General features: G+C 71.6%; 16 protein-coding genes and 1 riboswitch. Of the genes, 6 read left to right on the top strand and 10 right to left on the bottom strand.

All coding sequences use genetic code 11. From position 1 onward, the window contains the following. The first annotated feature begins 82 nt into the window (after positions 1–82). Entirely contained in the window at positions 83–811 is a 729-nt protein-coding gene (locus AC5DRG_RS12620; protein WP_491810239.1) for a ZIP family metal transporter, read from the top strand. A 26-nt stretch (positions 812–837) separates the two neighbouring features. Here the strand turns inward: AC5DRG_RS12620 and cobI are convergent, their stop codons facing one another. Genes cobI through AC5DRG_RS12585 form a run of 7 tightly spaced genes read right to left on the bottom strand, consistent with a single transcriptional unit; the run spans position 838 to position 11978 of the window. Then, complete coding sequence (gene cobI, locus AC5DRG_RS12615) at positions 838–1593, bottom strand: precorrin-2 C(20)-methyltransferase (protein WP_491810238.1); 756 nt, start codon at positions 1591–1593, stop codon at positions 838–840. Beyond that, positions 1590–3230: a cobyrinic acid a,c-diamide synthase CobB gene (locus AC5DRG_RS12610; protein ID WP_491810236.1), complete on the bottom strand. Its 1641-nt coding sequence runs from the start codon at positions 3228–3230 to the stop codon at positions 1590–1592. The genes cobI and AC5DRG_RS12610 overlap by 4 nt, the downstream gene beginning before the upstream one ends. 7 nt (positions 3231–3237) lie before the next feature. Beyond that, the gene (cobO, locus tag AC5DRG_RS12605) at positions 3238–3837 is read right to left on the bottom strand and encodes a cob(I)yrinic acid a,c-diamide adenosyltransferase (protein WP_491810235.1); all 600 of its coding nucleotides are present in this window, start codon (positions 3835–3837) and stop codon (positions 3238–3240) included. Beyond that, positions 3837–5852: a putative cobaltochelatase gene (locus AC5DRG_RS12600; RefSeq protein ID WP_491810234.1), complete on the bottom strand. Its 2016-nt coding sequence runs from the start codon at positions 5850–5852 to the stop codon at positions 3837–3839. Before AC5DRG_RS12600 ends, cobO begins: the two co-directional genes overlap by 1 nt. Next, complete coding sequence (gene cobN, locus AC5DRG_RS12595; RefSeq protein ID WP_491810232.1) at positions 5849–9520, bottom strand: cobaltochelatase subunit CobN; 3672 nt, start codon at positions 9518–9520, stop codon at positions 5849–5851. Before cobN ends, AC5DRG_RS12600 begins: the two co-directional genes overlap by 4 nt. Further along, a complete protein-coding gene (locus AC5DRG_RS12590; RefSeq protein WP_491810230.1) occupies positions 9517–11028 on the bottom strand; it encodes a cobyric acid synthase in 1512 nt (503 codons plus the stop codon). Before AC5DRG_RS12590 ends, cobN begins: the two co-directional genes overlap by 4 nt. Beyond that, on the bottom strand, positions 11025–11978 hold the full coding sequence (locus tag AC5DRG_RS12585; RefSeq protein ID WP_491810228.1) for a cobalamin biosynthesis protein: 954 nt from the start codon (positions 11976–11978) through the stop codon (positions 11025–11027). The genes AC5DRG_RS12590 and AC5DRG_RS12585 overlap by 4 nt, the downstream gene beginning before the upstream one ends. 110 nt (positions 11979–12088) lie before the next feature. After that, a riboswitch (cobalamin riboswitch) is annotated at positions 12089–12228 on the bottom strand. A gap of 187 nt (positions 12229–12415) precedes the next feature. On the opposite strand from AC5DRG_RS12585, the gene AC5DRG_RS12580 reads away from it, so the two are divergent. Together AC5DRG_RS12580 and AC5DRG_RS12575 are read left to right on the top strand one after the other, a co-directional pair. After that, the gene (locus AC5DRG_RS12580) at positions 12416–12781 is read left to right on the top strand and encodes a CU044_2847 family protein (protein ID WP_491810226.1); all 366 of its coding nucleotides are present in this window, start codon (positions 12416–12418) and stop codon (positions 12779–12781) included. Next, positions 12762–17003 (top strand): nSTAND1 domain-containing NTPase, encoded by a 4242-nt coding sequence (locus AC5DRG_RS12575; RefSeq protein WP_491810224.1) that lies wholly within the window; start codon positions 12762–12764, stop codon positions 17001–17003. The genes AC5DRG_RS12580 and AC5DRG_RS12575 overlap by 20 nt, the downstream gene beginning before the upstream one ends. Positions 17004–17039: 36 nt before the next feature. Here AC5DRG_RS12575 and AC5DRG_RS12570 read toward each other — a convergent pair whose 3' ends face one another. The 3 genes from AC5DRG_RS12570 to AC5DRG_RS12560 form a co-directional block, all read right to left on the bottom strand. Continuing rightward, positions 17040–17261, bottom strand: coding sequence for a hypothetical protein (locus AC5DRG_RS12570; RefSeq protein WP_491810222.1), 222 nt, complete (start codon positions 17259–17261; stop codon positions 17040–17042). 35 nt (positions 17262–17296) lie between these two features. After that, positions 17297–18538, bottom strand: coding sequence for an inorganic phosphate transporter (locus tag AC5DRG_RS12565; protein WP_491810221.1), 1242 nt, complete (start codon positions 18536–18538; stop codon positions 17297–17299). A 167-nt stretch (positions 18539–18705) separates the two neighbouring features. Then, positions 18706–19452 (bottom strand): lysozyme, encoded by a 747-nt coding sequence (locus AC5DRG_RS12560; RefSeq protein ID WP_491810219.1) that lies wholly within the window; start codon positions 19450–19452, stop codon positions 18706–18708. Between the two features lie 196 nt (positions 19453–19648). Here AC5DRG_RS12560 and AC5DRG_RS12555 point away from each other — a divergent pair, with 196 nt between their 5' ends. The 3 genes from AC5DRG_RS12555 (at position 19649) to AC5DRG_RS12545 (ending at position 23284) form a co-directional block, all read left to right on the top strand. Then, complete coding sequence (locus AC5DRG_RS12555; RefSeq protein ID WP_491810217.1) at positions 19649–20380, top strand: class II aldolase/adducin family protein; 732 nt, start codon at positions 19649–19651, stop codon at positions 20378–20380. Between the two features lie 141 nt (positions 20381–20521). Continuing rightward, positions 20522–21649: an alpha/beta hydrolase gene (locus AC5DRG_RS12550; RefSeq protein ID WP_491810216.1), complete on the top strand. Its 1128-nt coding sequence runs from the start codon at positions 20522–20524 to the stop codon at positions 21647–21649. 228 nt (positions 21650–21877) lie between these two features. Next, on the top strand, positions 21878–23284 hold the full coding sequence (locus tag AC5DRG_RS12545; RefSeq protein ID WP_491810215.1) for a hypothetical protein: 1407 nt from the start codon (positions 21878–21880) through the stop codon (positions 23282–23284). Positions 23285–23286: the final 2 nt, after the last annotated feature.

Genomic DNA, 23286 nt, shown 5'->3' with positions numbered 1-23286 from the left:
CTGATCAGAACTGCTGTGCGCCGGGCGAGGACGCGGGGTCGCGAACGTGCGGAAACGGGCCTTGATCGGATAGCAAGGGCACATGGCGGTCTTCGTCGCGCTCGGCGCGTTCCTCATGACGCTCGCCGGCGGCTGGACGGCACTGCGCGTGACCGACCGCCGCCATCTGGTCCTGGGCCTGGCCGGCGGCCTGATGCTGGGCGTGGTCGGCCTGGACCTGCTGCCGGAGGCGCTGGACGCGGCGGGCAGGGAGATCTTCGGCGTGCCGGCCGCACTGCTGCTGTTCGTGACGGGCTTCCTGCTCGCCCATTTGGTGGAACGCCTGCTCGCCGCGCGCCAGGCGGCCCACGGCGCCGACGAGCACAACGGCAGAGCGCCCGAGGTGGGCCTCACAGCGGCCGCGGCGATGGTCGGTCACAGTGCCATGGACGGCGTGGCGATCGGCGCGGCGTTCCAGGTGGGCGGCGGCATGGGCACGGCGGTCGCGCTGGCGGTCGTCGCCCACGACTTCGCCGACGGCTTCAACACGTACACCATCACGAGCCTGTACGGGAACGCCCGCCGCAAGGCGATCGCGATGCTGCTGGCGGATGCGGCGGCCCCGGTGGTGGGCGCGGCCTCCACCCTCTTCTTCACCATCCCGGAGCAGCTGCTCGGCGGCTATCTCGGCCTCTTCGCCGGGGTGCTCCTCTACCTCGCCGCGGCCGAGATCCTCCCCGAGGCCCACCACCATCACCCCGCCCGCTCGACCCTTCTGTGCACGGCCGCGGGAGTGGGCTTCATCTGGCTGGTGGTGGGTATCGCAAGCTGAACCCCCAAGTGCCCCATGCGGCCGGCTCACAGTTTCCCGCCCCGCCCGCCGTCACGCCGAGCGGGCGCGATGAGAGTGGAGAGATAGGGCAGAGGCGCACCGTCGAGCTCGGCGGCAGACCGGATGGACTCGTCCGGCAGCCCCAGCGCGGACCCCCACACGGCGTCGTCGATCCGCCCGGTCTCCCGCAACGCCTCGGCGACCTCCCGGGCCTGCCGCCCGAACTTGTAGGCGACGACGGTCCCGGGCCCGTTCAGCGCATCCTTCAACACCTCGGCACCCGCGGTAACGGGCACGAGGGTGAGAGGCTCGGTCCCCTCCGTCAGCACGGCCCCGGACCGGGCGGCGAGATCCTGCATGGCGGTGATCCCGGGCACGGTCTCGACGACAACCCCAGGCACCAACTCACTGATGGTCAGGGCGAGATAGGTGAAGGTGGAGTACACATTGGGATCACCAATGGTGGCGAAGGCGACAACCCGATCCTGCCCACGCAGAAGCTCGGCCACCCGCTCCCCGGCGGCATCCCAGGCAGCCTCCCGCCGCGCACGATCGGTCCGCTCATTGAGCGCGAACACGACCCGCAGAACCTTCTCTTCGCCCACGTAATGCAGGACGGTGGCCTCGGCCCGCCCCCGCTCACCCACATCTGTTCCATCAGACGCAGCCATGACAGGTACGACGACGACATCGGCGGCGCGCAGAGCGTTGACGCCCTTGACGGTCACCAGCTCGGGGTCGCCGGGCCCCACCCCGACTCCGATCAACCTGCTGCTGCTCATGACGTCCGGCACCTCTCCACGAACCGACTGGCGACACCGGGCACCGACGCCCAGTGCGTGTGCAGATAACTCGCGTGCACACCTTGTTGTACGAAACCTTCGACCCGCCGGTGAGGGGCGCGCACCCCCCAAGCAGGAGCCGCCCCCGAGCCCGGCTCCACGACTGTCCGATGAAACTCGTGCCCGCGCATCCGCGTCCCCGCCCCGGCAAGCACACTGTCACTGACGGCCACGGCGTCCCGATACCCGAGCGTGAGCCGCGAGTCCATCCGCGCGGAGGCATCGAGCACCCCACACATGGGCTGCCCGTCGAGCTCCCGACAGAGATACAGCAGCCCTGCACACTCGGCGGCGACGGCCCCACCGCTGAGCGCGAACGCGGCGACGGCCTTACGCAAGGGTTCATTGGCGGACAGTTCGGACGCGTACACCTCGGGGAACCCGCCACCGATGACCAACCCGTCTGTTCCCTCGGGCAGTCGCTCATCGCGCAGAGGGTCAAAGACGACGACCTCGGCACCAGCGGCGGAGAGCAGTTCGGTGTGCTCGGCATAGGAGAACGTGAACGCAGCCCCTCCGGCCACGGCGACTCTCTTCAGCCCGTCCGGCGTTCGAGGACGACTCTGCCGTCCCGATCCCCCACCCACCCGCTGGGGGCGCACTTCTCGATGCCGGTCGGTGTCTTCAGCCCGTCCGGCGTTTGAGGACGCTCCCGCCGTCCCGATCCCGCACCCACCCGCTGGGGGCGCACTCCTCAGCGTCGGCCCCGCATCCTCCAGCCCGTCCGGCGTTTGAGGACGAGGCCCTTCGGGCCGACAGCGGGGGTCTGGGGGCGCAGCCCCCAGGGACGGGACGGGAAGGGGCGGCGGGGGCGAAGAAGCCAGGACCTCGGCCGCATCCCAAGCCGCACAGGACAACGCACCCGCCCCCCGGGCAAGCGCAACCAGCCCCTCCAGATCGCACCCGGAACTCACCTGCGCGGCCATCGCGGCAACGGCCTCGACAGCCGAATCCCGCCGCTCGGCAACAGGCACCAGCCCCAAATGCCGAGACGGTGTATCCACCTGCGGAACCCGCCGAAGCACCCCCAACACAGGCACCCCCACCGCTTCCAACGCCTCCCGCAACAACTCCTCATGCCGATCGGAAGCGACCTTGTTCAGAATCACGCCCCCGACCCACACCTCCGGATCCCACGAAACGAACCCGTGCACCAGAGCCGCCACAGACCGCGACTGCGAAGACGCGTCGACGACAAGCACCACGGGCGCCCGCAACAGCTTGGCCACATGGGCGGTGGACGCCAGTTCACCCTCCCCGGCGGCCCCGTCGTACAGCCCCATCACACCCTCGACGACGGCGATGTCACACCCACGGGCCCCGTGGGCGAACAGCGGCCCGATCAACTCCGCCCCGCACAGATACGCGTCGAGATTCCGCCCCACCCGCCCGCTGGCGAGCGCGTGATACCCGGGATCGATGTAGTCGGGCCCCACCTTGTGCGGAGACACGACAAGCCCTCGCGAGGCGAACGCGGCCATCAACCCGGTGGCAACGGTGGTCTTACCGCTACCGGAAGACGGCGCGGCGATGACCAGCCGAGGGACTGAGGAAGAGGAAGAGGAAGAGGAAGTCATCACGCGGTCACCACTCGATGCCCCTCTGCCCCTTCTGCCCGGCATCCATGGGGTGCTTCACCTTGGACATGTCGGTCACGAGGTCGGCGAAGTCGACGAGCTTCTCGGGCGCGTTCCGCCCGGTGATGACGACATGCTGGTTCCCAGGCCGATCCCGCAGCACGGAGACGACCTCATCGACATCGACCCACCCCCAGTGCATCGGGTAGGCGAACTCGTCGAGCACATACAGCTTGTACGTCTCGGCGGCGAGGTCCCGCTTGACCTGCTCCCAGCCCTCCCGGGCCTTGTCCTCGTTGTCGAGCTGCGCGTCGCGCTGCACCCAGGACCAGCCCTCACCCATCTTGTGCCAGTCGACGGACCCGCCCTCACCGGAAGCACCCAGCACCCGAAGGGCGTTCTCCTCACCGACCTTCCACTTCGCCGACTTGACGAACTGGAACACCCCGATGGGCCACCCCTGATTCCAGGCCCGCAGCGCGAGCCCGAAGGCGGCGGTCGACTTCCCCTTGCCAATCCCCGTATGCACCACGACAAGCGGTCGATTACGCCGCTGACGAGTAGTCAGCCCATCGTCCGGCACGACACTCGGCTGCCCCTGCGGCATTACGCGGCCCTCCTCGAACGACCCTGATTCCCCTGAACTTCCTTGACCAGCCCGGCGATCGAGTCGGCCCGCAACTCGTCCAGCGTCACGGCCGTACCCTCCAACTCACCCGCGAGCTGCCGGGCGAGCCCCAGCCGAACAGGCCCGGACTCACAGTCGACGACCACAGAGGCAACCCCCTCGGCCGCGAACAGCCGAGCCGCACGCCCGGCCAACACGACAGGCTCGGGCCCTCCGGTGGCCCGCCCATCCGTCACTACGACAACCAGCGCCCGCCGGGCAGGATCCCGCAGCCGCTCAACCCGCAGCACGTCATGAGCCTTGAGCAGCCCGGCGGCAAGCGGCGTACGCCCCCCGGTGGGCAACGACTCCAGCCGCACCGCAGCAGCGTCCACGGACGAAGTAGGAGGCAACGCGACATCGGCACTGGCTCCCCGGAAAGTAACCAGCCCCACCTTGTCCCGCCGCTGATAGGCGTCAAGGAGCAGAGACAGCACAGCCCCCTTCACCGCACTCATTCGCTGCCGGGCCGCCATCGACCCGGAGGCGTCGACCACGAACAGCACGAGGTTCCCCTCGCGCCCCTCCCTGGTCGCCTGCCGCAGATCGTCCCGACGCACGACGAGCCCACGCCCGGACCGCCCACGAGCCCGCTGATGCGGCGCCGCCGCCTGCACGGTGGCCGCCAGGTGCAGCTTGGTGAGCGCCCCTCGGGGCCGCCGCGCTCCGGTGGTCCGCCCGTGCTCGGTCCGCGCCCGCGAACGCCGCCCGGCGGCACCCTCGCCGATCCCCGGCACGCTCAACGCCTTGGTACGGAAGGGCTCGGAGGCCCGTACGGGCTGCTGTTCCCCCGAGCCGGAAGGCTGCGGCTCCCCGCCCTCCCCGGCCTCGGGCCGTGCGCCTGTGTCCCCGCCCTGTGGCCCGTCGGAATCCGACGCCGGCGGCTGCCCGCCGCCCCCGCCGGAACCATCGGGACCGTCCGGCCCCGGATCGTCGTCGTCCGGCTCCGCGAACTCCTCCAGCGTCTCGTCGAGCTTGTTCTCGTCAAGTCCGGGCGCGTCAAAGGGATTCCGCCGCCGCCGATGAGGCAGGGCCAGCAATGCGGCCTGCCGCACATCCTCCGCGAGTACGTCGATCCGCCCGGCCCAGGCGGCCAGCGCAACGGCCGTCCGCGCCATGACGATGTCGGCGCGCATACCGTCGACCTCGAAGGCGGCGCAGGTCGCCGCGATCTGCCGCAGCGCCCCGTCCCCCAGCCGCACGGAGGGCAACAGCTTCCGCGCCGCGATGATCCGCGAACGTACGTCGGTCTCCTCGTCCGCCCACCGCAGAGCGAAACCGTCCGGATCATCGTCGTAGGCGAGTCGCCGCCGTACGACCTCGACCCGCTGGTCCGGCTCCCGGGAGGCCGCGACCTCGACGGTCAGCCCGAACCGGTCGAGCAACTGGGGCCGCAGCTCGCCCTCTTCGGGGTTCATGGTGCCGACGAGCAGAAACTTTGAAGCGTGCCGGACGGAGACACCTTCGCGCTCCACGTACGACGCACCCATCGCCGCCGCGTCAAGGAGCAGGTCGACGAGGTGATCGTGGAGGAGGTTGACCTCATCGACGTAGAGGATGCCGCGGTGCGCGTCCGCGAGGAGCCCGGGCTCGAAAGCCTTCACGCCCTCCGCGAGCGCCCGCTCGATGTCGAGGGCGCCTACAAGGCGGTCCTCGGACGCGCCGACGGGCAACTCGACCATGTGGGCGGGCCGTTGGACCCCGGCCCCCAACTCGTGCGGCCCGTCGGGGCACGCGGGGTCGGGGGAGGCCGGGGCGCAGGAGAAACGGCACCCGGGAACGACGGAGACCTCCGGCAGCAGCGCCGAAAGCGCCCGCACGGCCGTCGACTTGGCGGTGCCCTTCTCGCCGCGCACCAGCACACCGCCGACCGCCGGCGACACGGCGTTCAGCAGCAGCGCGAGCCGCAGGTCGTCCTGGCCGACAACGGCCGTGAACGGAAAGGGAGTTGTCACTGGTCGTCACCCTCCAGGTCGCCTTCGAGTTCCAGATAGGTGGCGCGCAGCCGCTCCAGCGTGTCCGCGTCGGGCTCCGCCCACAGCCCGCGGTCGGCGGCTTCCAGGAGCCGTTCCGTGATGCCGCGCAGCGCCCAGGGGTTGGACTTCTTCATGAAGTCCCGGTTCTCCGGGTCGAAGACGTACTCGGCGCTGAGCTTCTCGTACATCCAGTCGTCCACGACCCCGGCCGTGGCGTCGTACCCGAAGAGGTAGTCGACGGTCGCCGCCATCTCGAAGGCGCCCTTGTAGCCGTGCCGCCGCATCGCCGCCATCCAGCGCGGGTTGACCACGCGGGCGCGGAACACTCGGTGGGTCTCCTCGCCGAGGGTGCGGGTCTTGACCTGGTCGGGGACGGCGGAGTCACCGACGTACGCCTCGGGGGAGGCCCCCGTCAGATGCCGCACCATGGCGACCATGCCACCGTGGTACTGGAAGTAGTCGTCGGCGTCGACGAGATCGTGCTCGCGGGTGTCGACGTTCTTGGCCGCTACGGCAATTCGCTTGAACGCCGTCTCCATGTCCCCGCGCGCCGCCCGCCCATCCAGCCCCCGCCCGTACGCGTAACCGCCCCACACCGCGTACACCTCGGCCAGATCCGCATCGCTGCGCCAGTTGCGGGCATCGATCAGCGGCAGCAGTCCGGCCCCGTACGCCCCCGGCTTGGAGCCGAAGATACGGGCTGTCGCGCGCCGTCGGTCGCCGTGTTCGGCGGTGTCCTCGTCGGCGTGGGCGCGGACGTAGTTCTGCTCGGCGGACTCGTCCAGCTCGGCCACGGCCCGTACGGCGTCGTCGATGAGGGCCACGACGTGCGGGAACGCGTCCCGGAAGAAGCCGGAGATACGGACCGTGACGTCGATGCGCGGCCGGCCCAGCTCGGCCGGCGGCACGATCTCGAAGCCGGTCACGCGGCGCGACGCGTCGTCCCAGACCGGTCGGCAGCCCAGCAGCGCCAGGATCTCGGCGATGTCATCGCCCTGCGTCCGCATGGCCGACGTACCCCAGACTGTCAGGCCGACGGACTTCGGGTACTCGCCGGTGTCCTGGAGGTACCGCTGCACGAGCGAGTCCGCGAGGGACTGCCCAACCTCCCAACTCAGCCTGGACGGAATGGCCTTGGGGTCGACGGAGTAGAAGTTGCGGCCGGTCGGCAGGACGTTGACGAGCCCGCGGGTCGGCGAGCCGGACGGTCCGGCGGGGACGTAACCGCCGTCGAGTGCCTTGAGGATGTGGTCGATCTCGTCGGTCGTCTTCGCGAGCCGCGGCACGACCTCGTCGCACGCGAACTTCAACACCGCGACGGCATCCGGGAGTTCGACGCCCACGACCTCACGCACCAGAGCGGGCACGGCCGCCGTGTCCCAGCCGCGCTCCTCCATGCCCTCGGCGAACCGGCGGCACAGCAGCTCAAGCAGGTCGATCGCGTCGGCTCCCGTGCGCGCGGGTCCCTCGACCAGCGAGGTCAGCCCGTCCGGCACCTTCACCGGCGCACCCGGCTCGCTCAGCAACTCCTTCTCGACCAGGCCGAAATGCTCGGCGAGGCAGGCGCGCAGGCCGGGCAGGGCGTTCGCCGTGCCGCCCCACACCTGCGAGGCGCGCAGCACGGCGAGCACGAGGTTCACGCGCGGTTCGGCCTCCGGCCCGCCGCCCAGGATGTGCAGACCGTCCCTGATCTGCACGTCCTTGATCTCGCACAGATAGCCGTCGATGTGCATGACGAACTCGTCGAACGCTTCGTCGTCCGGCTGGTCGTCCACGTGCAGGTCGTGATGCAGCTCGGCCGCCTTGACCAGCGTCCAGATCTGCGCCCGCACGGCCGGCGCCTTCGTCGGGTCGAGGTCGGAGACGAGCGCGTACTCGTCGAGGAGTTGCTCCAGCTTGGCCAGGTCGCCGTAGGTGTCGGCGCGCGCCATCGGCGGCACGAGGTGGTCGACGACGGTGGCGTGCCCGCGCCGCTTGGCCTGGGTGCCCTCGCCGGGGTCGTTGACGATGAAGGGGTAGATGAGGGGGAGTTCGCCGAGGACGGCGTCCGGCGCGCAGCCGCTGCTGAGACCGAGTCCCTTGCCCGGCAGCCACTCCATCGTCCCGTGCTTGCCCATGTGCACGATCGCGTCCGCGCCGAAGCCGCCTTGAGAAGATGCAGCCTCCAGCCACCGATAGGCCGCCATGTAGTGGTGGGACGGCGGCATGTCGGGGTCGTGGTAGATCGCGATCGGGTTCTCGCCGAAGCCACGCGGCGGCTGGATCATCACGACGACGTTCCCGAACTGCAGGGAGGCGAGCACGATGTCGTCCCCGTCGACGTACAGCGAGCCCGGCGGCTCGCCCCACGCCTCCAGCATCCCGTCGCGCAGCTCGGGGTCGAGCTTGTCGAACCACGCCTGATAGTCGGCGAGCGGCACGCGGGCCGGAGCGGCGGCGAGCTGCTCCTCCGTCAGCCACTCGACGTCGTGCCCACCGGCGTTGATGAGCCGGTGGATCAACTCGTCCCCGTTGTCGGGGTATTCGGTGAGCGAGTACCCGGCGTCCCGCAGCGCGTCCAGCACCCGGACCGCCGAGGCGGGCGTGTCCAGGCCGACCGCGTTGCCGACGCGCGAGTGCTTGGTCGGGTAGGCGGTGAAGACGAGCGCGAGCTTCTTGTCGGCGTTCGGCTTGTGCTTCAACCGGGCGTGCCGTACGGCGATTCCGGCGACCCGCGCGGCCCGCTCGGGGTCGGCGACGTACACGGGCACGTCGTCAGGACCCTGTTCCTTGAAGGAGAACGGGACCGTGATCAGCCGCCCGTCGAACTCCGGGATCGCGACCTGCATCGCCGCGTCCATGGGGGACAGGGCGGCGTCGGACTCGTCCCAGGCCGCCTTCGACGACGTAAGACAAAGCCCTTGCAGCACAGGCACGTCGAGGTCGGCGAGCGCCCCGATGTCCCAGGCCTCCTCGTCACCGCCGGCCGATGCCTGCGAGGCGTGCGTGCCGCCGGCGGCCAGGACGGTGGCGACGAGGGTGTCGGCCTTGCCGAGGATCTCGTACAGCTCCGTGTCGGCGCCCCGCAGCGAACCGCAGTACACGGGAAGGGCGTTGGCCCCGCGCGCCTCGATCGCGTCGCACAGGGTGTCCACGAAGGCGGTGTTGCCGCTGAGGTGATGGGCACGGTAGAAGAGCACGCCGACGCTCGGTCGGCCCTCGACGAAGGCACGCTCGCCGTGGACGCCGTACTCCGGCAGCTTCTGCGGCTCGTCGAAGCCCTCGCCCGTCAGCAGCACGGTGTCGGACAGGAACCGGGCCAGCTCGGTGAGGTTCGCGGGCCCGCCCTCGACGAGATAGCGCAGCGCCTCCGCGACGACACCGGCCGGCACGGACGACTCCGCCATCAACTCCGCGTCGGGGACGCTCTCCCCGCCGAGCAGCACGGTCGGAATCCCGGACGCCTTGAGCGCGGCGAGCCCGTCCTCCCAGGCCCGCTTGCCGCCCAGTAGCCGTACGACGGCGACGTCGGCGCCCGCGACGAGCGCGGGCAGTTCGCCCGCGACGTCGACGCGGTTCGGGTTGCCGATCCGGTACGAGGCACCGGAAGCGGCCCGGGCCGCCAGCAGATCGGTGTCGGCGGTCGACAACAACAACACTGTGCTCATGCGGGCGCTCCCGGTGGAATGAAAGGCAGTCCTTGCGGCGCGCCCGACTCGATGAGCCGCCACAGCGCGTCCGTGTCCGCGTGCTGTTCGATCAGGTCGCCGAGCCGGTCGAGCTGCTCCTCGCGCAGCCCGGCGAACGACGTGTCGGCGGCCGGCACGAAGCGACGGCCCGCGGCGGCCGCCACTTCGCGCAGGAACGCCCGCCGGAAACCGTCCGACTCCAGCGAGCCGTGCCAGTGCGTACCCCAGACGGCACCGACGCGGCAGCCGTCCAAGAAGGGGTCGCCGCCGGTGACTTCGGCAACGCCGTGATGGATCTCGTACCCTTCGACGGACTCGCCGAGGGCTTCCCCGACCGGCCGGGTGAGGGTCTTCTCGCGGGCGAACCGCACCCGGACGGGAAGGACCCCGAGCCCCTCGACATGGCCCTGGCGGCTCTCGACCTTGTCCTCGATGTGCTCGCCGAGGATCTGGAAACCACCGCAGATGCCGAGGACGGGCCGCTGCTCGGCGGCCCTGCGGACGAGGGCCTCCGCAAGCCCGCGCTCCCGCAGCCACTCCAGGGCGCGAACCGTCCCCCGGGTCCCGGGGATGACGACGAGATCGGCGTCGGCCAGCTCCTCGGGCCGGTCCACGAAGCGCACCACGACACCCGGTTCGGCGGCCAGGGCGTCCACGTCGGTGAAGTTGGACATGAGGGGAATGGCACAGACGGCGACGCGCAGGACGTCCTCGCCGACGGGCGGGGCGACGTTCGACTCCCGCACGGTTCCGCGCAGCGAGATGCGCAGCCCGTCCTCCTCGTCGATCCCGAGCCCGTGCCGATACGGCAGCACACCGTACGTCCGCCGCCCGGTGAGCCCGCGCAGCATGTCGAGCCCCGGCTCCAGCAGCGAGACGTCCCCCCGGAACTTGTTGACGAGGAACCCGGCGACGAGCGCCTGATCCTCGGGCGACAGCAGGGCGACGGTCCCGAAGAAGGAGGCGAAGACCCCGCCCCGGTCGATGTCCCCGACGACCAGCACGGGCAGCCGCGCATTCCGCGCGATGCCCATGTTCACGATGTCGGTCCGCCGCAGATTGATCTCGGCCGGACTGCCGGCCCCCTCACAGATCACCGCGTCATACGTGCCCCGCAACTCGGCGAGACAGTCGAGGACGGTCCCGAGCAGCCGCTCCTGGCGCCCCCCGTGATACCCGCGCGCACTGAGCTCACCCACGGGCTTCCCCATGAGCACGACCTGACTGCTCTGCTCACTCCCCGGCTTGAGCAGCACGGGGTTCATGAGCGCGGTCGGCTCGATGCGACAGGCCTGCGCCTGCATGGCCTGAGCCCGCCCGATCTCGGCACTCTCACGCGTCACGAACGAGTTGAGGGACATGTTCTGGGCCTTGAAGGGCGCGACCTTCACCCCCTGCCGCACCAGCCACCGACAGATCCCGGCGGTGACGACACTCTTGCCGGCATCGGAGGTCGTACCGGCGACGAGAAGACCACCACCGCTCATGAGACACGCCCCTTCGTGTTCGCGTTCGCGAGAAGCCGTCCGGCGACACAGACGCCGAGGGCGAGCCAGCCCACGCGCCGGGACAGCCGTACGGCCCGCTCGATGTCGGGTACGCCGACCGCGCGCCCCGCGCTGTTGAGCACAGGCCGATGCTCGACCCGCCCCCCGTACGACAGCGTCCCGCCCAGCCGCACCCCGAGCGCCCCCGCGAACGAGGCCTCCACGGGCCCGGCGTTGGGGCTCGGATGCTTGCCCGCGTCGTCCCGCCAGACACGCAGCGCCCCGCGCGGATCACCACCGGCGGCAGCGGCAATGACGGCGGTGAGCCGGGCCCCGGGCCACCCGACGAGATCGTCGAGCCGAGCGGAAGCCCACCCGAACCGCCGGTACTTGGACGACTTGCGCCCAACCATGGCATCAAGGGTGTTGACGGCACGAAACCCAACAAGCCCGGGCGCGCCACCGACCGCCCCCCACACCAGGGCCCCCACCACGGCGTCGGAGGTGTTCTCGGCGACGGACTCGACGACGGCCCGGGCGATCCCGTCGGCGTCGAGAGCCTGCGGATCCCGCCCACACAGATGGGGCAGCCGCGCCCGCGCCCCGTCGAGATCCCCGTCCTCCAGGAAGCGCCCGACGGCCCGCGCCTCCCGCCCGAGGGAGGTACCGCCGACAACGGCCCAGGTGGCGGCGGCAGTCAGGGCGACGGAGGCGGCACGGGACGGACGTACGGCGGAAGCGGCGACGGCGGCGAGAGAGACGGCACCCCCGACACACACGGCGGTGTGCAGGGCGCCCACCCCCCGGTGGTCCCGCCACAACACCCGCTCCACGACCCCGGCGGCCCGCCCGAACGCGGCGACCGGATGCCCGCGGCGCGGATCGCCCAGGAGCAGGTCACCGATGAGTCCGGCGGCGGCGCCGTACGCGAAGACGCGATCGGCACGCACGCGCTCAGCCGACCGCGGGGGCGGGCAGGGCTCTGGTACGGGACCTACTGGACCGCAATCGGCAGCCGAGCATGGCGATATGTCCTCACTCAGGGTGTCCACGCCCTGGTTCGACGAGACCGGCGGCGAGAGTTCCTGGCTCCCGGGGCTTACTACCCCGGTGACAGTGGCGGGACCGCGCCGGATTCGCACCGGCTTCCTCTCCTGCCGCCGTATATGGCTCCGGCAGTCCACCACGGGCCGAGAAGAGCCGTCAACTTGCCGTTGACCTGCGAGGGGGGAGTGTGCCGAGGCCCACATCGCTACCACGCCGACCGGACGGTCGGAGGTGGCTTGGGGTGAATTCCCCTCGGGCGGGCGGCAATCGATGACCCTGCTTGCGTTCACTGTGCGTCGGACAGTGCACTACATGTCGTAGCCGTGAGAGGGGAGCCGTTGTGACGTACGTGGCCGAGATGGCGCTCGACGACGGGCAGGTCGTCCTTCTGGAGGTGGCCGGGTCCGGTCCCGCCGGCGCACAGCGGGTGGGCCGCGCGGGCGCCGCCGTCGCGAGTGCGGCCGAGACCCTCCAGCAGGCACTGGCACGCGTACGTCCCGCCTTGGCCGCCGTGGTGGACAGCACCCGGGAACTGCCCAGACCGCCGGGCGAGATCACCGTGCAGTTCGGGATCACCCTCAGCGCCGACCTGGGTGTGGTCGTGGCCCGGGGGAGCGCCGAGGCCAACTTCACCGTCACGATGCAGTGGCCGGCCGCGCCGGCCAGGAGCCTTCCGGAGCAGCGGGATGCCGACGGGCCTTCCTGACGACGGACTCGAACGGGGCATCGCACGGATCTGGCGGAACGAGCGCGAGGTCACCGGCAGCGGGTTCCTCGTCGCCGCCGATGTCCTGTGCACCTGCGCCCACGTCGTGGCCAGGGCACTGGACATCCCCGACACCGGCACCGAACCGCCCCGCGAACCCCTGTGGCTGGACTTCCCGTTGCCGCACCCCACCGCGGCACGGCTACGGGCCCGGGTGATCCGCTGGGTCCCCGTACGGCCCGACGGCAGCGGCGACATGGCCCTGCTGAAACTGGAGGAGACGGTACCGGGCACCGCGCCCGTACGGCTCGCGGGCGGCGACGACTTCTGGGACCACCGCTTCCGCGTCCTGGGCTTCCCGCTGCGCACCGGCGACCACGGGGTGTGGGTGCAGGGCAGGCTGCGCGGCCGGGTGGGCCGGGGCTGGACCTCGATGGAGACCCGCGAGTCCTTCCACGGCCCGGCCATCGGGCAGGGCTTCAGCGGCGCGCCGGTGTGGGACGTCGAGCAGGGCGGGGTCATCGGCATGACGGTGGCAGCCGACCTCGGGGACGGTGCCACGACCGCGTACCTCATCCCGGCCGCCCATCTCCTGGGCCTCGACCCGGCCCTGCTGGAGAGCCCGTTCCGCGGCCTGGAGGCGTTCCGCGAGCAGGACGCGGCGATGTTCTTCGGCCGCCGCGCGGACAGCGAGCGCATCGTGCGGGCGGTACGTGACCAGGCGTTCGTCCCGGTCGCCGGCGCCTCCGGAGTCGGCAAGTCCTCCCTCGTGCGCGCGGGCGTGCTTCCGCTGTTGCGCGCCGCCGGCTACACGGTGACGGATTTGGTCGGCCAGCCGGGTGCCGCTCCGGTACGGGTGTTGCTGGCGGCGCTCCAGGACCAGTTCCCGCACGCGGTCGCCCTGCGTGAACTCGCTCGCGAGGCAGGGCGGCACGCCACCGAGGAGACCGCCGTACTCATCGGGGTGCGGCTCCTGGAACACTCCGGCGAGGCGGGCCACGTAGTCGTGCTCGACCAGTTCGAGGAAGCGGTAGGGGCGCAACCGGCCCGGGCGCGGGAACTCCTCGACACCCTCCTGGCCATGACCCGCGCCCGCAGTCCGCACGGCCGCCGGCTGCGCGTCCTCGCCACCCTCCGCTCGGCCTCCTTCGAGGAACTCGTCGCGGGCGGCGAGGCCGAACGCCTCAGCGTCACCGTCCAGATGATCGCGCCGATGAGCCCGAGCCAGCTGATGGAGATCGTCCACAGCCCCCTGGAGACCATCCCCGGCATCGACTTCGAACCCGGCCTCCCCGAGCGCATCGTGGCCGACGCCGGAACCGAGCCGGGCGCCCTGCCCCTCGTGGAGTTCGTCCTCTCCCGCCTCTGGGAGGACCGGGACCGAGGCCGCCTCACCCACGCCCGTTACCGCGAACTCGGCGGCGTCGAGGGAGCGTTGGCCTCCTACGCCGACGAGCAGCTGGACGAGGTGTGCAAGGGCACGCACGGCCTGCGTACGGCGACGCTCCGCCGCCTCTTCGCTCAACTGGCCCTCCCGGAGGGCGACCAAGGCTACGCCCGGGTGGCCCTCGCCTACGACGCCCTCCCCGCCGACCTGCGCACCGCGGCCCAGGCCCTGGCCTCGACCCGCCTGCTCGTCATCGCCCGCGACAGCGCCGGGCGCGAGACGGTCGCACTGGCCCACGAGTCCCTCGTACGGCAATGGCCCGCACTGCGTGGGTGGTTGGACGACGGTCGGGCGTTCCGGGTGTGGCAGGAGCGGCTTCGGGCGCGGATGCGGGAGTGGGAGGAGGGGGAGCGGGATCCCGATCTGCTGTTGCGGGGGCGGGAGTTGTCGGATGCGCGGACTCGGGTCGCGGCGCATGCGGAGGAACTCATGGAGGCGGAACGGGAGTTCATCCGCCTCAGTCGCCAGCAGGGGCGGCGGGCGCTGCGGCGGAGCCGGACGGTGTTGGCGGTGACGGGGGTGCTGGCCGTGCTTGCCCTGCTCCTTGGAGTCGGGGTGTGGCGGGGGATGGAGGCGGATGAACGGCATGAGCGGGAGGCGGCGGCGAGCAAGCTCGTCCAGCTGGCCGAGCGCAGCGCCGGGCGGGATCCGGTGCTTGCCGCCCGCCTCGCGCTGGCCGCTTGGGACACGGGCGGTACGCCTGAGGCGTACGAGGCGATGCTGGACCGCTATCTGCCGGTCTCCTCGCTGCGAGACGTGCGGCCCGGCTGGGTGGGTGGCCAGGCCAGGGACCTCGCCGCCTCTGCCGACGGGCGGCGGATCGCCGTGCTGAGGTCCCGGGCGGGTGGGCAGGTCCAGGCGCTGCTGTTGCCGCCGCCCGGACGGCCTCGTGCCCGCCCGACGCCACTGCCGGACACTCCGTCGCTGGCCGACAGCGTGGCGGTCAGCGACGACGGGGAGCGCGTCGCCGTGGCGAACCCCGAAGGGCGGGTGGTCGTGTGGTCGGCGCGCTCGCGCAAGGTGCTGGACCACTGGGACTGGCGGCCGGCCGAGGACGCGGAGCGGACCAGGCGGCTGGACTTCTCGGCGGACGGGCAGACCGTGGCGCACGTCATGGAGCGGCACGAGTGTGCGGATCCGGCGCGGTTCACCACCTCGCTCGCCCAGGTGCACCGGGTGGGCGGCGGAGTGATCACCATCCCGTCGACCGGCTCGCGCCGCTGTGTCTCCGACCTGGTGCTGCCCACACACGCGCAGGACACCGCGCTCGTGATGACCGACATCGAAGTCGTGACCGGCCACGACGATCTGCTCGGTGAGCAGAGCGTCCTCCGGCACCGGGCTCAGGCGCTGACCTTGACCACGGGCCTGGAACGCTGGTCCACGGACCAGGTCGCCGAGGTCACCCTGGGGACCGGCGGCCGGTCGCTGGCCGTACGACCGGAAGGGCGGCCGTGGAGCTTTCACGCGCCGGACTCCGGCCGACGCGTCAGCGCGGCCGGGTACGCCGAGTTGGCCCGGGAGAGTGATGCGACCGGCCGGTTCTTCGGCCAGACGGACAACCAGGCCGCGGTGATGGTTTGGCACGACAGCCGGACCCCCCGCCGCTATCTGACCTATCTGCCCGACGAGGAGTTCGCCCCCGATCAGTACGAGCGGATTCCCGCCGCCGTCGTGCCCGCTGCGAAGGCCGGGCAGCCGCCGGTGATCCACGCCGTCCTCGGCGCGGACATGGTGTCCCTGAGCACGGTCCGGACCGAGTTCCCGATGGCGGGAGCCTCCGTGGAGAGCAGTTCGGCAATCGCCCGGAGCACCTCGGGCGAGGTGCGGGCGACGGCCGGTTCCGGGAGCTCCGGCGACGGGAGCGACAGCCGCACCGTGCTGACCGTGGTGGGTCCACGAGGGCGGGTGATCCGGGAGAACGCGCAGCGCGACCTTCCCGACTCGGACCAGGGGGCGGAGGCCGCGGTCAGTGCCGACGGCCGATGGATCCTGTACTGGAACGCGAAGGGCTGGGCCCGGTACGACACCGCACTCGGTCTGAGTGGACAGGGGTCGCTGGACGGCGCCGACCAGGAAGGCCCACCTGTGTGGGCGCGGCCGTTGGGCGCGGGCGACTTCCTCCTCGTCGACTCGGCGGGTCTGCACCGGCTGCACTCCGCCACCGGGAAGGTCTCCACCGTACGGAAACCCGTCTGCGCGGACCCCCTTACCGAGGACGCCGGCCGGTGCCTGGACATCGTCGGCCGCCCCGGCCACGAGAACCAGATCCTGGTGGTGCGTCCCCACCAGGTGGAACTCTGGGACCTCCGCAGCGGGCGGCGACTTCATCGGCACGAGGTGGAGCCGGGCCGCTTCTCCCCGCGGCACGCGTTCCGGGACGACGGAGCCGTGGCGGCGGTGACCACGGACGAGGGCGTCATGATCTGGGACCCGGACCGGGACCAGGTGGTGCGCGAGCTGGACATGGGCGGCGGCGGAGGCGTACAGGCCTTCTCGCGCGACGGCCGGATGGTGGTGGACGTCTACATGCACCGCACACAGCTCTGGGACGCCGGTACCGGGCAGCGTGTGTCCACTCTGTACTTTCCCGAATCGGGTGGCTGGTCGCTCAGGAAGAACTCCGTGACCGCCCTCTACGGCACAGGCTCGGCCCGCCTTCCACTGGCACCGGAGGAGCTCGTCCAAGGCTTTTGCCGCGCTGTGGGAGACGCCTATCCCGACTCCGTACTCCGCCAACTCCCCCAGCACACAGACCAGACGCCCCCCTGCTGACCGACGATCAGCTGGGAGGCGTCAGGGGTGTCGTGCTCAGGCCACGATCAGATAGATCCCGTACCCCACAGCCGCCACGCAAGCCGCAAAGCACGCGTACGCCCCTGTGACCGCGAGGGCGGCGGAGTCGCCCTGCGCCGCAGCCCGCTCCTGGCGGGAGAGGCCGACGATGCCGGCGGTGAACAGGCCCACGACGGCCACCGTGATCACGAGGCTGACGCCGAAGACGGAGCCCAGAGACGCCCAGTCGATCTTCATGTTGCTTCCTTCTTGGGTAACCGGGTGCGTGGGGCTCAGACGGTGGCGGCCGGGGGAGCCACCGGGTCGGCGGCCGGGGCCGGGGCCGGGATCGTGGTCGTGAGGTCGGACGTCACGGTGCCCGCGGGCGGCGGCGTCACCGCGGCGATCGCTGTGGTGACCACGCCGGCCGGCTCCTCCGTCTCGTTGACGTTGGTCGCGTCGACGACCTCGCGACGGGAGATCTTCCAGATCGCGCCGCTGGAGGCGATCAGGAAGACGGCGACCAGGGCTGTGCCCCAGCTGCCGAACCCGGTCACCCACTCGGCGAGCGCGCCGACGAGGGCCGCGGCCGGCAGGGTCAGGCCCCAGGCCACGAACATCCGCGTGGCCGTGGACCAGCGGACGACCCCGCCCTTGCGGCCGAGCCCCGCGCCCATCACCGAGCCGGAGACGGAGTGCGTGGTGGAGAGGGAGAAGCCGAGGTGCGAGGAGGCCAGGATGACCGTGGCCGCGCTGGTCTGGGCGGCGAAGCCCTGCTGCGGCTGGAGGTCGGTCAGGCCCTTGCCCATCGTGCGGATGATGCGCCAGCCGCCGAGGTAGGTGCCGAGCGCGATGGCGAGGCCCGCGGAGAGGATGACCCAGGTGGGCGGGTCGGAGTCGGGGGCGACGACGCCGCCGGCGACCAGGGCGAGGGTGATGATGCCCATGGTCTTCTGCGCGTCGTTCGTGCCATGGGCCAGCGACACCAGCCCGGCGGACGCGATCTGGCCGGTGCGATAGCCCTTGGCGGCGGCCTTGCCGTCGGCCTTCTTGCCCAGCGTGTACGACAGGCGGGTGGCGAGCAGCGCGGCGATGCCGGCGACCAGTGGGGCGGCGATCGCGGGGATCAGCACCTTGGTGACGAGCACGTCGCCGTGGACGGCACCGGCGCCGGCGGAGGCGATGGTGGCGCCGATCAGGCCGCCCATCAGGGCGTGCGAGGAACTGGAGGGGAGGCCGACCAGCCAGGTCACCAGGTTCCAGAGGATCGCGCCGACCAGGGCGGCGAAGATGACCTCGGGGCGGATGCCGGTCTCGTCGACGAGACCTTTGGAGATCGTGTTGGCGACCTCCACGGAGAGGAAGGCGCCGACAAGGTTGAGTACGGCGGACATGGCCACCGCGACCTTGGGCTTGAGCGCACCGGTCGAGATGGTGGTGGCCATCGCGTTGGCGGTGTCGTGGAAACCGTTCGTGAAATCAAACGCGAGTGCGGTTATCACCACAATCGCGAGGATCAGCGAGAAGTTTTCCATTTACCCAGGCAATCGTTCGAGGTCATTGGCCGGACGAACGTAGGTAACCCAGGTGAACGAAAGGTGAACTAGAGGAGCCTGTGGGGTGTCGCAAGGAGGGGGCTGTCGTTCCGATCGGTTCCCGGTTCGGTCCCGTCGGCCACGGCAGCCCCTACGCCCCTTGGGCCCTACCCCCGGGCGAACTTCTTGAGCTGGGTCATGGACCCGTTGAAGAGATTCTGGTCACCCGGCAGGCTGCCGCTGTTGTCGTACTGCCAGAACGTCCAGAAGCCCCAGCCGGCCGGCAGCGACCCGGCGCTCGCCGAGTCGTAGCGGGCGACCCACAGCGCGTGGTTCGAGGCGAAGGCGCCGCTCCTGCCGGTGCACTTGTTCCACCAGTGGGCGGTCGTGTAGATCACCGGGCGGCGGCCGGTGAGCCGCTTGACCTCGTCGCTGAACGACTTGATCCAGTTGACCATCTTGGAATTGCTCATGTTGTAGCAGGGGCGCTTCTTGTTGTACGGGTTGTACTCGATGTCGAGCGCGGGCGGCAGAGTCCAGCCGTCCGCCTTCCAGGCGCCGCCGTTGCGCACGAAGTACGCGGCCTGCGTCCTGCCCGACGACTTGTTCGGCAGGGCGAAGTGGTACGCCCCGCGGACCAGGCCCGCGTTGCGCGAACCGTTGTACTGCTGGCCGAAGTACGGGTTGCGATAGGTGTGCGACTCGGTCGCCTTGACGTAGACGAACCTGGCGCCCTTGGCCTTCGCGCTCTGCCAGTTGACGTTCTTCTGGTGGGAAGAGACGTCGTGCCCCTTCGGCTGGGAGGCCGCCGACGCCGGAATCTCGACGAGTGCGGTTCCTCCGATGGCTAACGCCGTCACGGATGCCGCGATCAGGCGGCGGCGAGCGCGGGGCAGTGTGCGATCACGGGCCATATTCCCCCCCGGAATGGCGACGTGCACGACAAATCCCCCAGAGAGTACTGGAAGATCCTTTAACGCTCGTCGATCTCCGGCCAAGTGCTGTCGGGAGCGGATGTATACGTCTGCGCGCCCTTCCGGACGTGCCGCCTCCGCCCTAAAGTGCCCCGGCCGTACGGCGGTTCGGCGGGCCTCCTGGGAGGATCGCGGCATGGCTGAGCAGCGGCGGGACCAGCGAGACCCGGGGGATACGGGAGAGGGTGCACAGGGTGTGCCGGAGTCGCGGGGGAGCGGTGTGGGTGAGGAGGGGGCGCGCGCCTGGGCGGCACTCGTCGCGACAGCGCGCCGCACGGTGTCCGACGGACTGGTCGTCGGCACCTCCGGCAATGTCTCCGTACGCGTCGGCGACACCGTGCTGGTCACGCCGTCGGGCGTCCCGTACGACCGGCTGACGCCCGACGACGTGACCGGCGTCGACCTCGACGGCCGGCAGGTGCTGGGCACCCTGATCCCGACGAGCGAACTGCCCATGCACCTCGCCGTCTACCGCACCACCAGCGCCCGCGCGGTCGTCCACACCCACGCCGTGCACGCGACCGCCGTCTCCACGCTCGTATCCGAGCTCCCCCTGATCCACTACATGTCCGGCGCGCTCGGCGGCCCGGTCCGAATTGCCCCGTATGCGACGTACGGCACCCCGGAGTTGGCCGAGAACATGCTCCACGCCCTCACCGACCGCTCCGGCTGCCTCCTCCAGAACCACGGCACGCTCACCTACGGCGACACCCTCGACCAGGCCTACGACCGCACAGCCCAACTGGAGTGGATGTGCCGCGTATGGCTGACGGCATCCTCCGTCCCGGACCGCGCCCCCCACCTGCTCACGGAGGAACAGGTGGAGGAGGCGGGGGAACGACTGCGGGGGTACGGCCAGCGCCGTTGACTCACGACCGTGCGGCCCCTTCCGGCGGTGCCGAACCCTCCCGCACCACCAGCAACCGGCGTGCCCCGGGTCAACCGAGAAACGTCACCCCGACCCGCCGCCCCGCTGGCCGGTAGCGGGGTCCGCCAGGACACTGGACCCGTGCGCACTGTCAAAGCGGCGGCCGCCGCTGTCACCGCGGCCCTGGCGGCCGGCGCGGCCGGTATCGCCGTCGGCCGGTTCGCCAGCGGCGCCGCGCTCAAGGCTCCCGCGGGCAGGCCCCTGCCCACCGAACCCCGGCTCACCGTGCACGGCACGGCGGCCGGCCGGATCACCCTCACCCGGAACCTGGCCTCACTGCGCCCCGGCACCTACGGCCTCGCCGGCGACGCCTCGCACGCGGTCGTCGGCCCCGTCCTGGAGACCGCCCCGCACCCCGCCGACGCGGTCGTACGCCGCCTGGAACGCGTCTCCCACGGCACCCTCGAAGCCGGCGACAAGGTGTGGTTCACCCCGAACACCCACGTCGGCGACCCGACCACCGCCCTCGGCCTCGCCCACACCGACGTCGACATCCCCGGCGAACTCGGCTCCCTGCCCGCCTGGTTCGTGCCCGGCGTCCGCGACACCTGGGTGATCGCCGTGCACGGCCTCGGCACCACCCGCGAACACCCCCTGAACGTCATCGGATTCCTGCACCGCCACCGCCTCCCGGTACTGGCCCTCGCCTACCGCGGCGACGCCGGCGCACCCCGCTCCCCGGACGGCCTCAACCACCTCGGCGAGACCGAGTGGCGCGACCTGGACGCGGCGATCCGCCACGCCGTCCGCAACGGCGCCCGCCAGGTCGTCCTGCACGGCTGGTCCACCGGCGCCACCATGGCCCTGCGCGCCGCCGCGCACTCCGCCATGCGGGACCGCGTCGTCGGCCTGGTGCTCGACTCGCCGGTACTCAATTGGGAGAACACCCTGCGTGCCCTCGCCACGGCCCGCCGCACGCCCGGCGCCCTGCTGCCGCTGGCGGTCCGCGCCGCCCAGGGCCGCACCGGTCTGCACGGCGACCGCATCGACGAGGCCGCCGACCCCGCCCGGCTCCAGGTCCCGGCCCTCGTCTTCCACGGACCGGACGACACGGTGGCCCCCTGGACGTACTCCCGCCGCCTCGCCGAGCGCCGCCCGGACCTGGTCGCCCTCCACACCGTCCGGCACGCCCCGCACGGCGCCATGTGGAACGCCGACCCGACGGCCTACGAGGAAGCCCTGCGCCGCTTCCTCACCCCACTGATGTGACCGCCCCCGACCAGCGGCTACGGCGATCACGCGGACGTTCCGTTTAGGGCCAGTCCGGCGTGCGGGACCACGCGTCTGCGACAGGATCCGCCGGACGGGCCCTAAGGCCGTGCCACTGGCTTGTTAGCGCCTCCCGACCGCTCGTCGGACCTCGTGCGTTGGCCCACCCCGTCGCCCGCCGTGACATTCCGTTTGGGTTTTCGGACCGTCAACCGGAAGACTGCACCCGTGACGTCCCGTATCCCGCGCGACTCCAGGCTTCGACTCGTTCGCCCGCGACCCCTGGCCGCCGCCCCCCGAGCGATGAACCAGCGGCCCTCGCGCCGCCCCGCACCCCGCCCTCCGGAGGGCACACCGGCCCCCGCGGAGCTGGCCAGAATGGCACGCTCCGGCCTGGCCGGCGCCGCCCGAGTGGCCCGCTGGGCCGACACCGCCCTGCGCCCGGGCCGCGACGGCGCGAGCCCCGACGGCAAGGGCACCCTCTCCGACGCGACCGCCGAACGGGCCGCCACCGAACTCGGGCTGACCTCGGATCAGGTCCGCCACGACTGGGACACGGCACGCCTCGCCGGCCTCGTCGAGGTGCACGGCGACAGCGCCCGCCCCGGCTGGCGGCTGCGCGCCTGGGACCGCGACGACAGCGCCGTCCTGCGCGGCTGGGTCGCCCTCTTCGACGCCTGGTCGCTGGCCCACCCGGAACCCGACCACGAGCCCTCCGCCGTCGCCGAGGTCGTCTCGGCCATGCCCCAGGTGCTCTCCTTCCTCCAGCTCTCGGCCGGACCCGTCCCCGTGGAGCAGCTCCTCGACCTCCTCGAACAGAGAGTCACCGAGCTGCGCACCGAGCGCTGCGAAATCCCCTACGGGCCTCAGCCCGAACCCCCCGCTCCGGCGCAGCCCGAGCAGGTCGGCGACACTCCCCTCGCCCCCCTTCTCGCCTGGTCCCTCCACGCCCTCGCCTCCGTCGGCGCCCTCACCTGCGGCGACGGACAGGCCACGCTCACCCCGCTCGGCAGCTGGGCGGTGTGGGTCAAGCTGGAGCAGATCTGCGTCGCCGCGCAGAGCCCCGCCGGGAACATCGAGCAGGCCGCCGAGGACATGCTCCGCGGCTGCGCCCAGCTCCGCCCCAACGCGGCCCGCGCCGAATACCGCGCCTGGCTCGCCGCCCGCCCCGTCGGCAGCGCGGTCACCGAACTGCTTGACGCCGCCCGCGGCGAGGACGCCCTGCTGCGCGGCCTCGCCTTCGAGGCACTGCGCGTCGTCGGCGCCCCCGCCGAGCCCGACGTACGCGCCGTCGTCGAGGCGCCGCCGCTACGGCCGTACGCCCTGCTGTGGCTCGCCGAGCACGACGGAGTCGACCCGGAGGACGCCCACGAGGTCCTCACCCGGGAAGAGGCCACCTGGCTGTGGGTCGACACCGCCGCCGCGGTCGCCGACCACGGTGAGGCCCCGTGGCTCGTCCGGCACCTGGAGTCCGCGGTGCAGCCGACCGTGCCCATGCTCCTCGACGAGGTCCGCGCCGTCGGTCACCCCCGCACCGTGCAGGTCCTGGTCGCCCTCGCCGCCGCACACCCCGACCCGGCCCTCGCCAAGGCCGTACGCCGCGCCGCCTTCCAGGTGCACACCGGGGGGAGCTGACC

This window comes from Streptomyces sp. JLBG701 (genome assembly GCF_058544905.1).
The sequence above is the reverse complement of the archived record's forward strand: the minus strand, read 5'-3'. Positions and strand labels throughout refer to the sequence as shown.

Coding starts and splice junctions, on each gene's coding strand:
- AC5DRG_RS12620 (WP_491810239.1), top strand. CDS start 83: ATGGCGGTCTTCGTCGCGCTCGGCGCGTTCCTCATGACGCTCGCCGGC.
- cobI (WP_491810238.1), bottom strand. CDS start 1,593: ATGAGCAGCAGCAGGTTGATCGGAGTCGGGGTGGGGCCCGGCGACCCC.
- AC5DRG_RS12610 (WP_491810236.1), bottom strand. CDS start 3,230: ATGACTTCCTCTTCCTCTTCCTCTTCCTCAGTCCCTCGGCTGGTCATC.
- cobO (WP_491810235.1), bottom strand. CDS start 3,837: ATGCCGCAGGGGCAGCCGAGTGTCGTGCCGGACGATGGGCTGACTACT.
- cobN (WP_491810232.1), bottom strand. CDS start 9,520: ATGAGCACAGTGTTGTTGTTGTCGACCGCCGACACCGATCTGCTGGCG.
- AC5DRG_RS12590 (WP_491810230.1), bottom strand. CDS start 11,028: ATGAGCGGTGGTGGTCTTCTCGTCGCCGGTACGACCTCCGATGCCGGC.
- AC5DRG_RS12575 (WP_491810224.1), top strand. CDS start 12,762: ATGCCGACGGGCCTTCCTGACGACGGACTCGAACGGGGCATCGCACGG.
- AC5DRG_RS12570 (WP_491810222.1), bottom strand. CDS start 17,261: ATGAAGATCGACTGGGCGTCTCTGGGCTCCGTCTTCGGCGTCAGCCTC.
- AC5DRG_RS12565 (WP_491810221.1), bottom strand. CDS start 18,538: ATGGAAAACTTCTCGCTGATCCTCGCGATTGTGGTGATAACCGCACTC.
- AC5DRG_RS12560 (WP_491810219.1), bottom strand. CDS start 19,452: ATGGCCCGTGATCGCACACTGCCCCGCGCTCGCCGCCGCCTGATCGCG.
- AC5DRG_RS12555 (WP_491810217.1), top strand. CDS start 19,649: ATGGCTGAGCAGCGGCGGGACCAGCGAGACCCGGGGGATACGGGAGAG.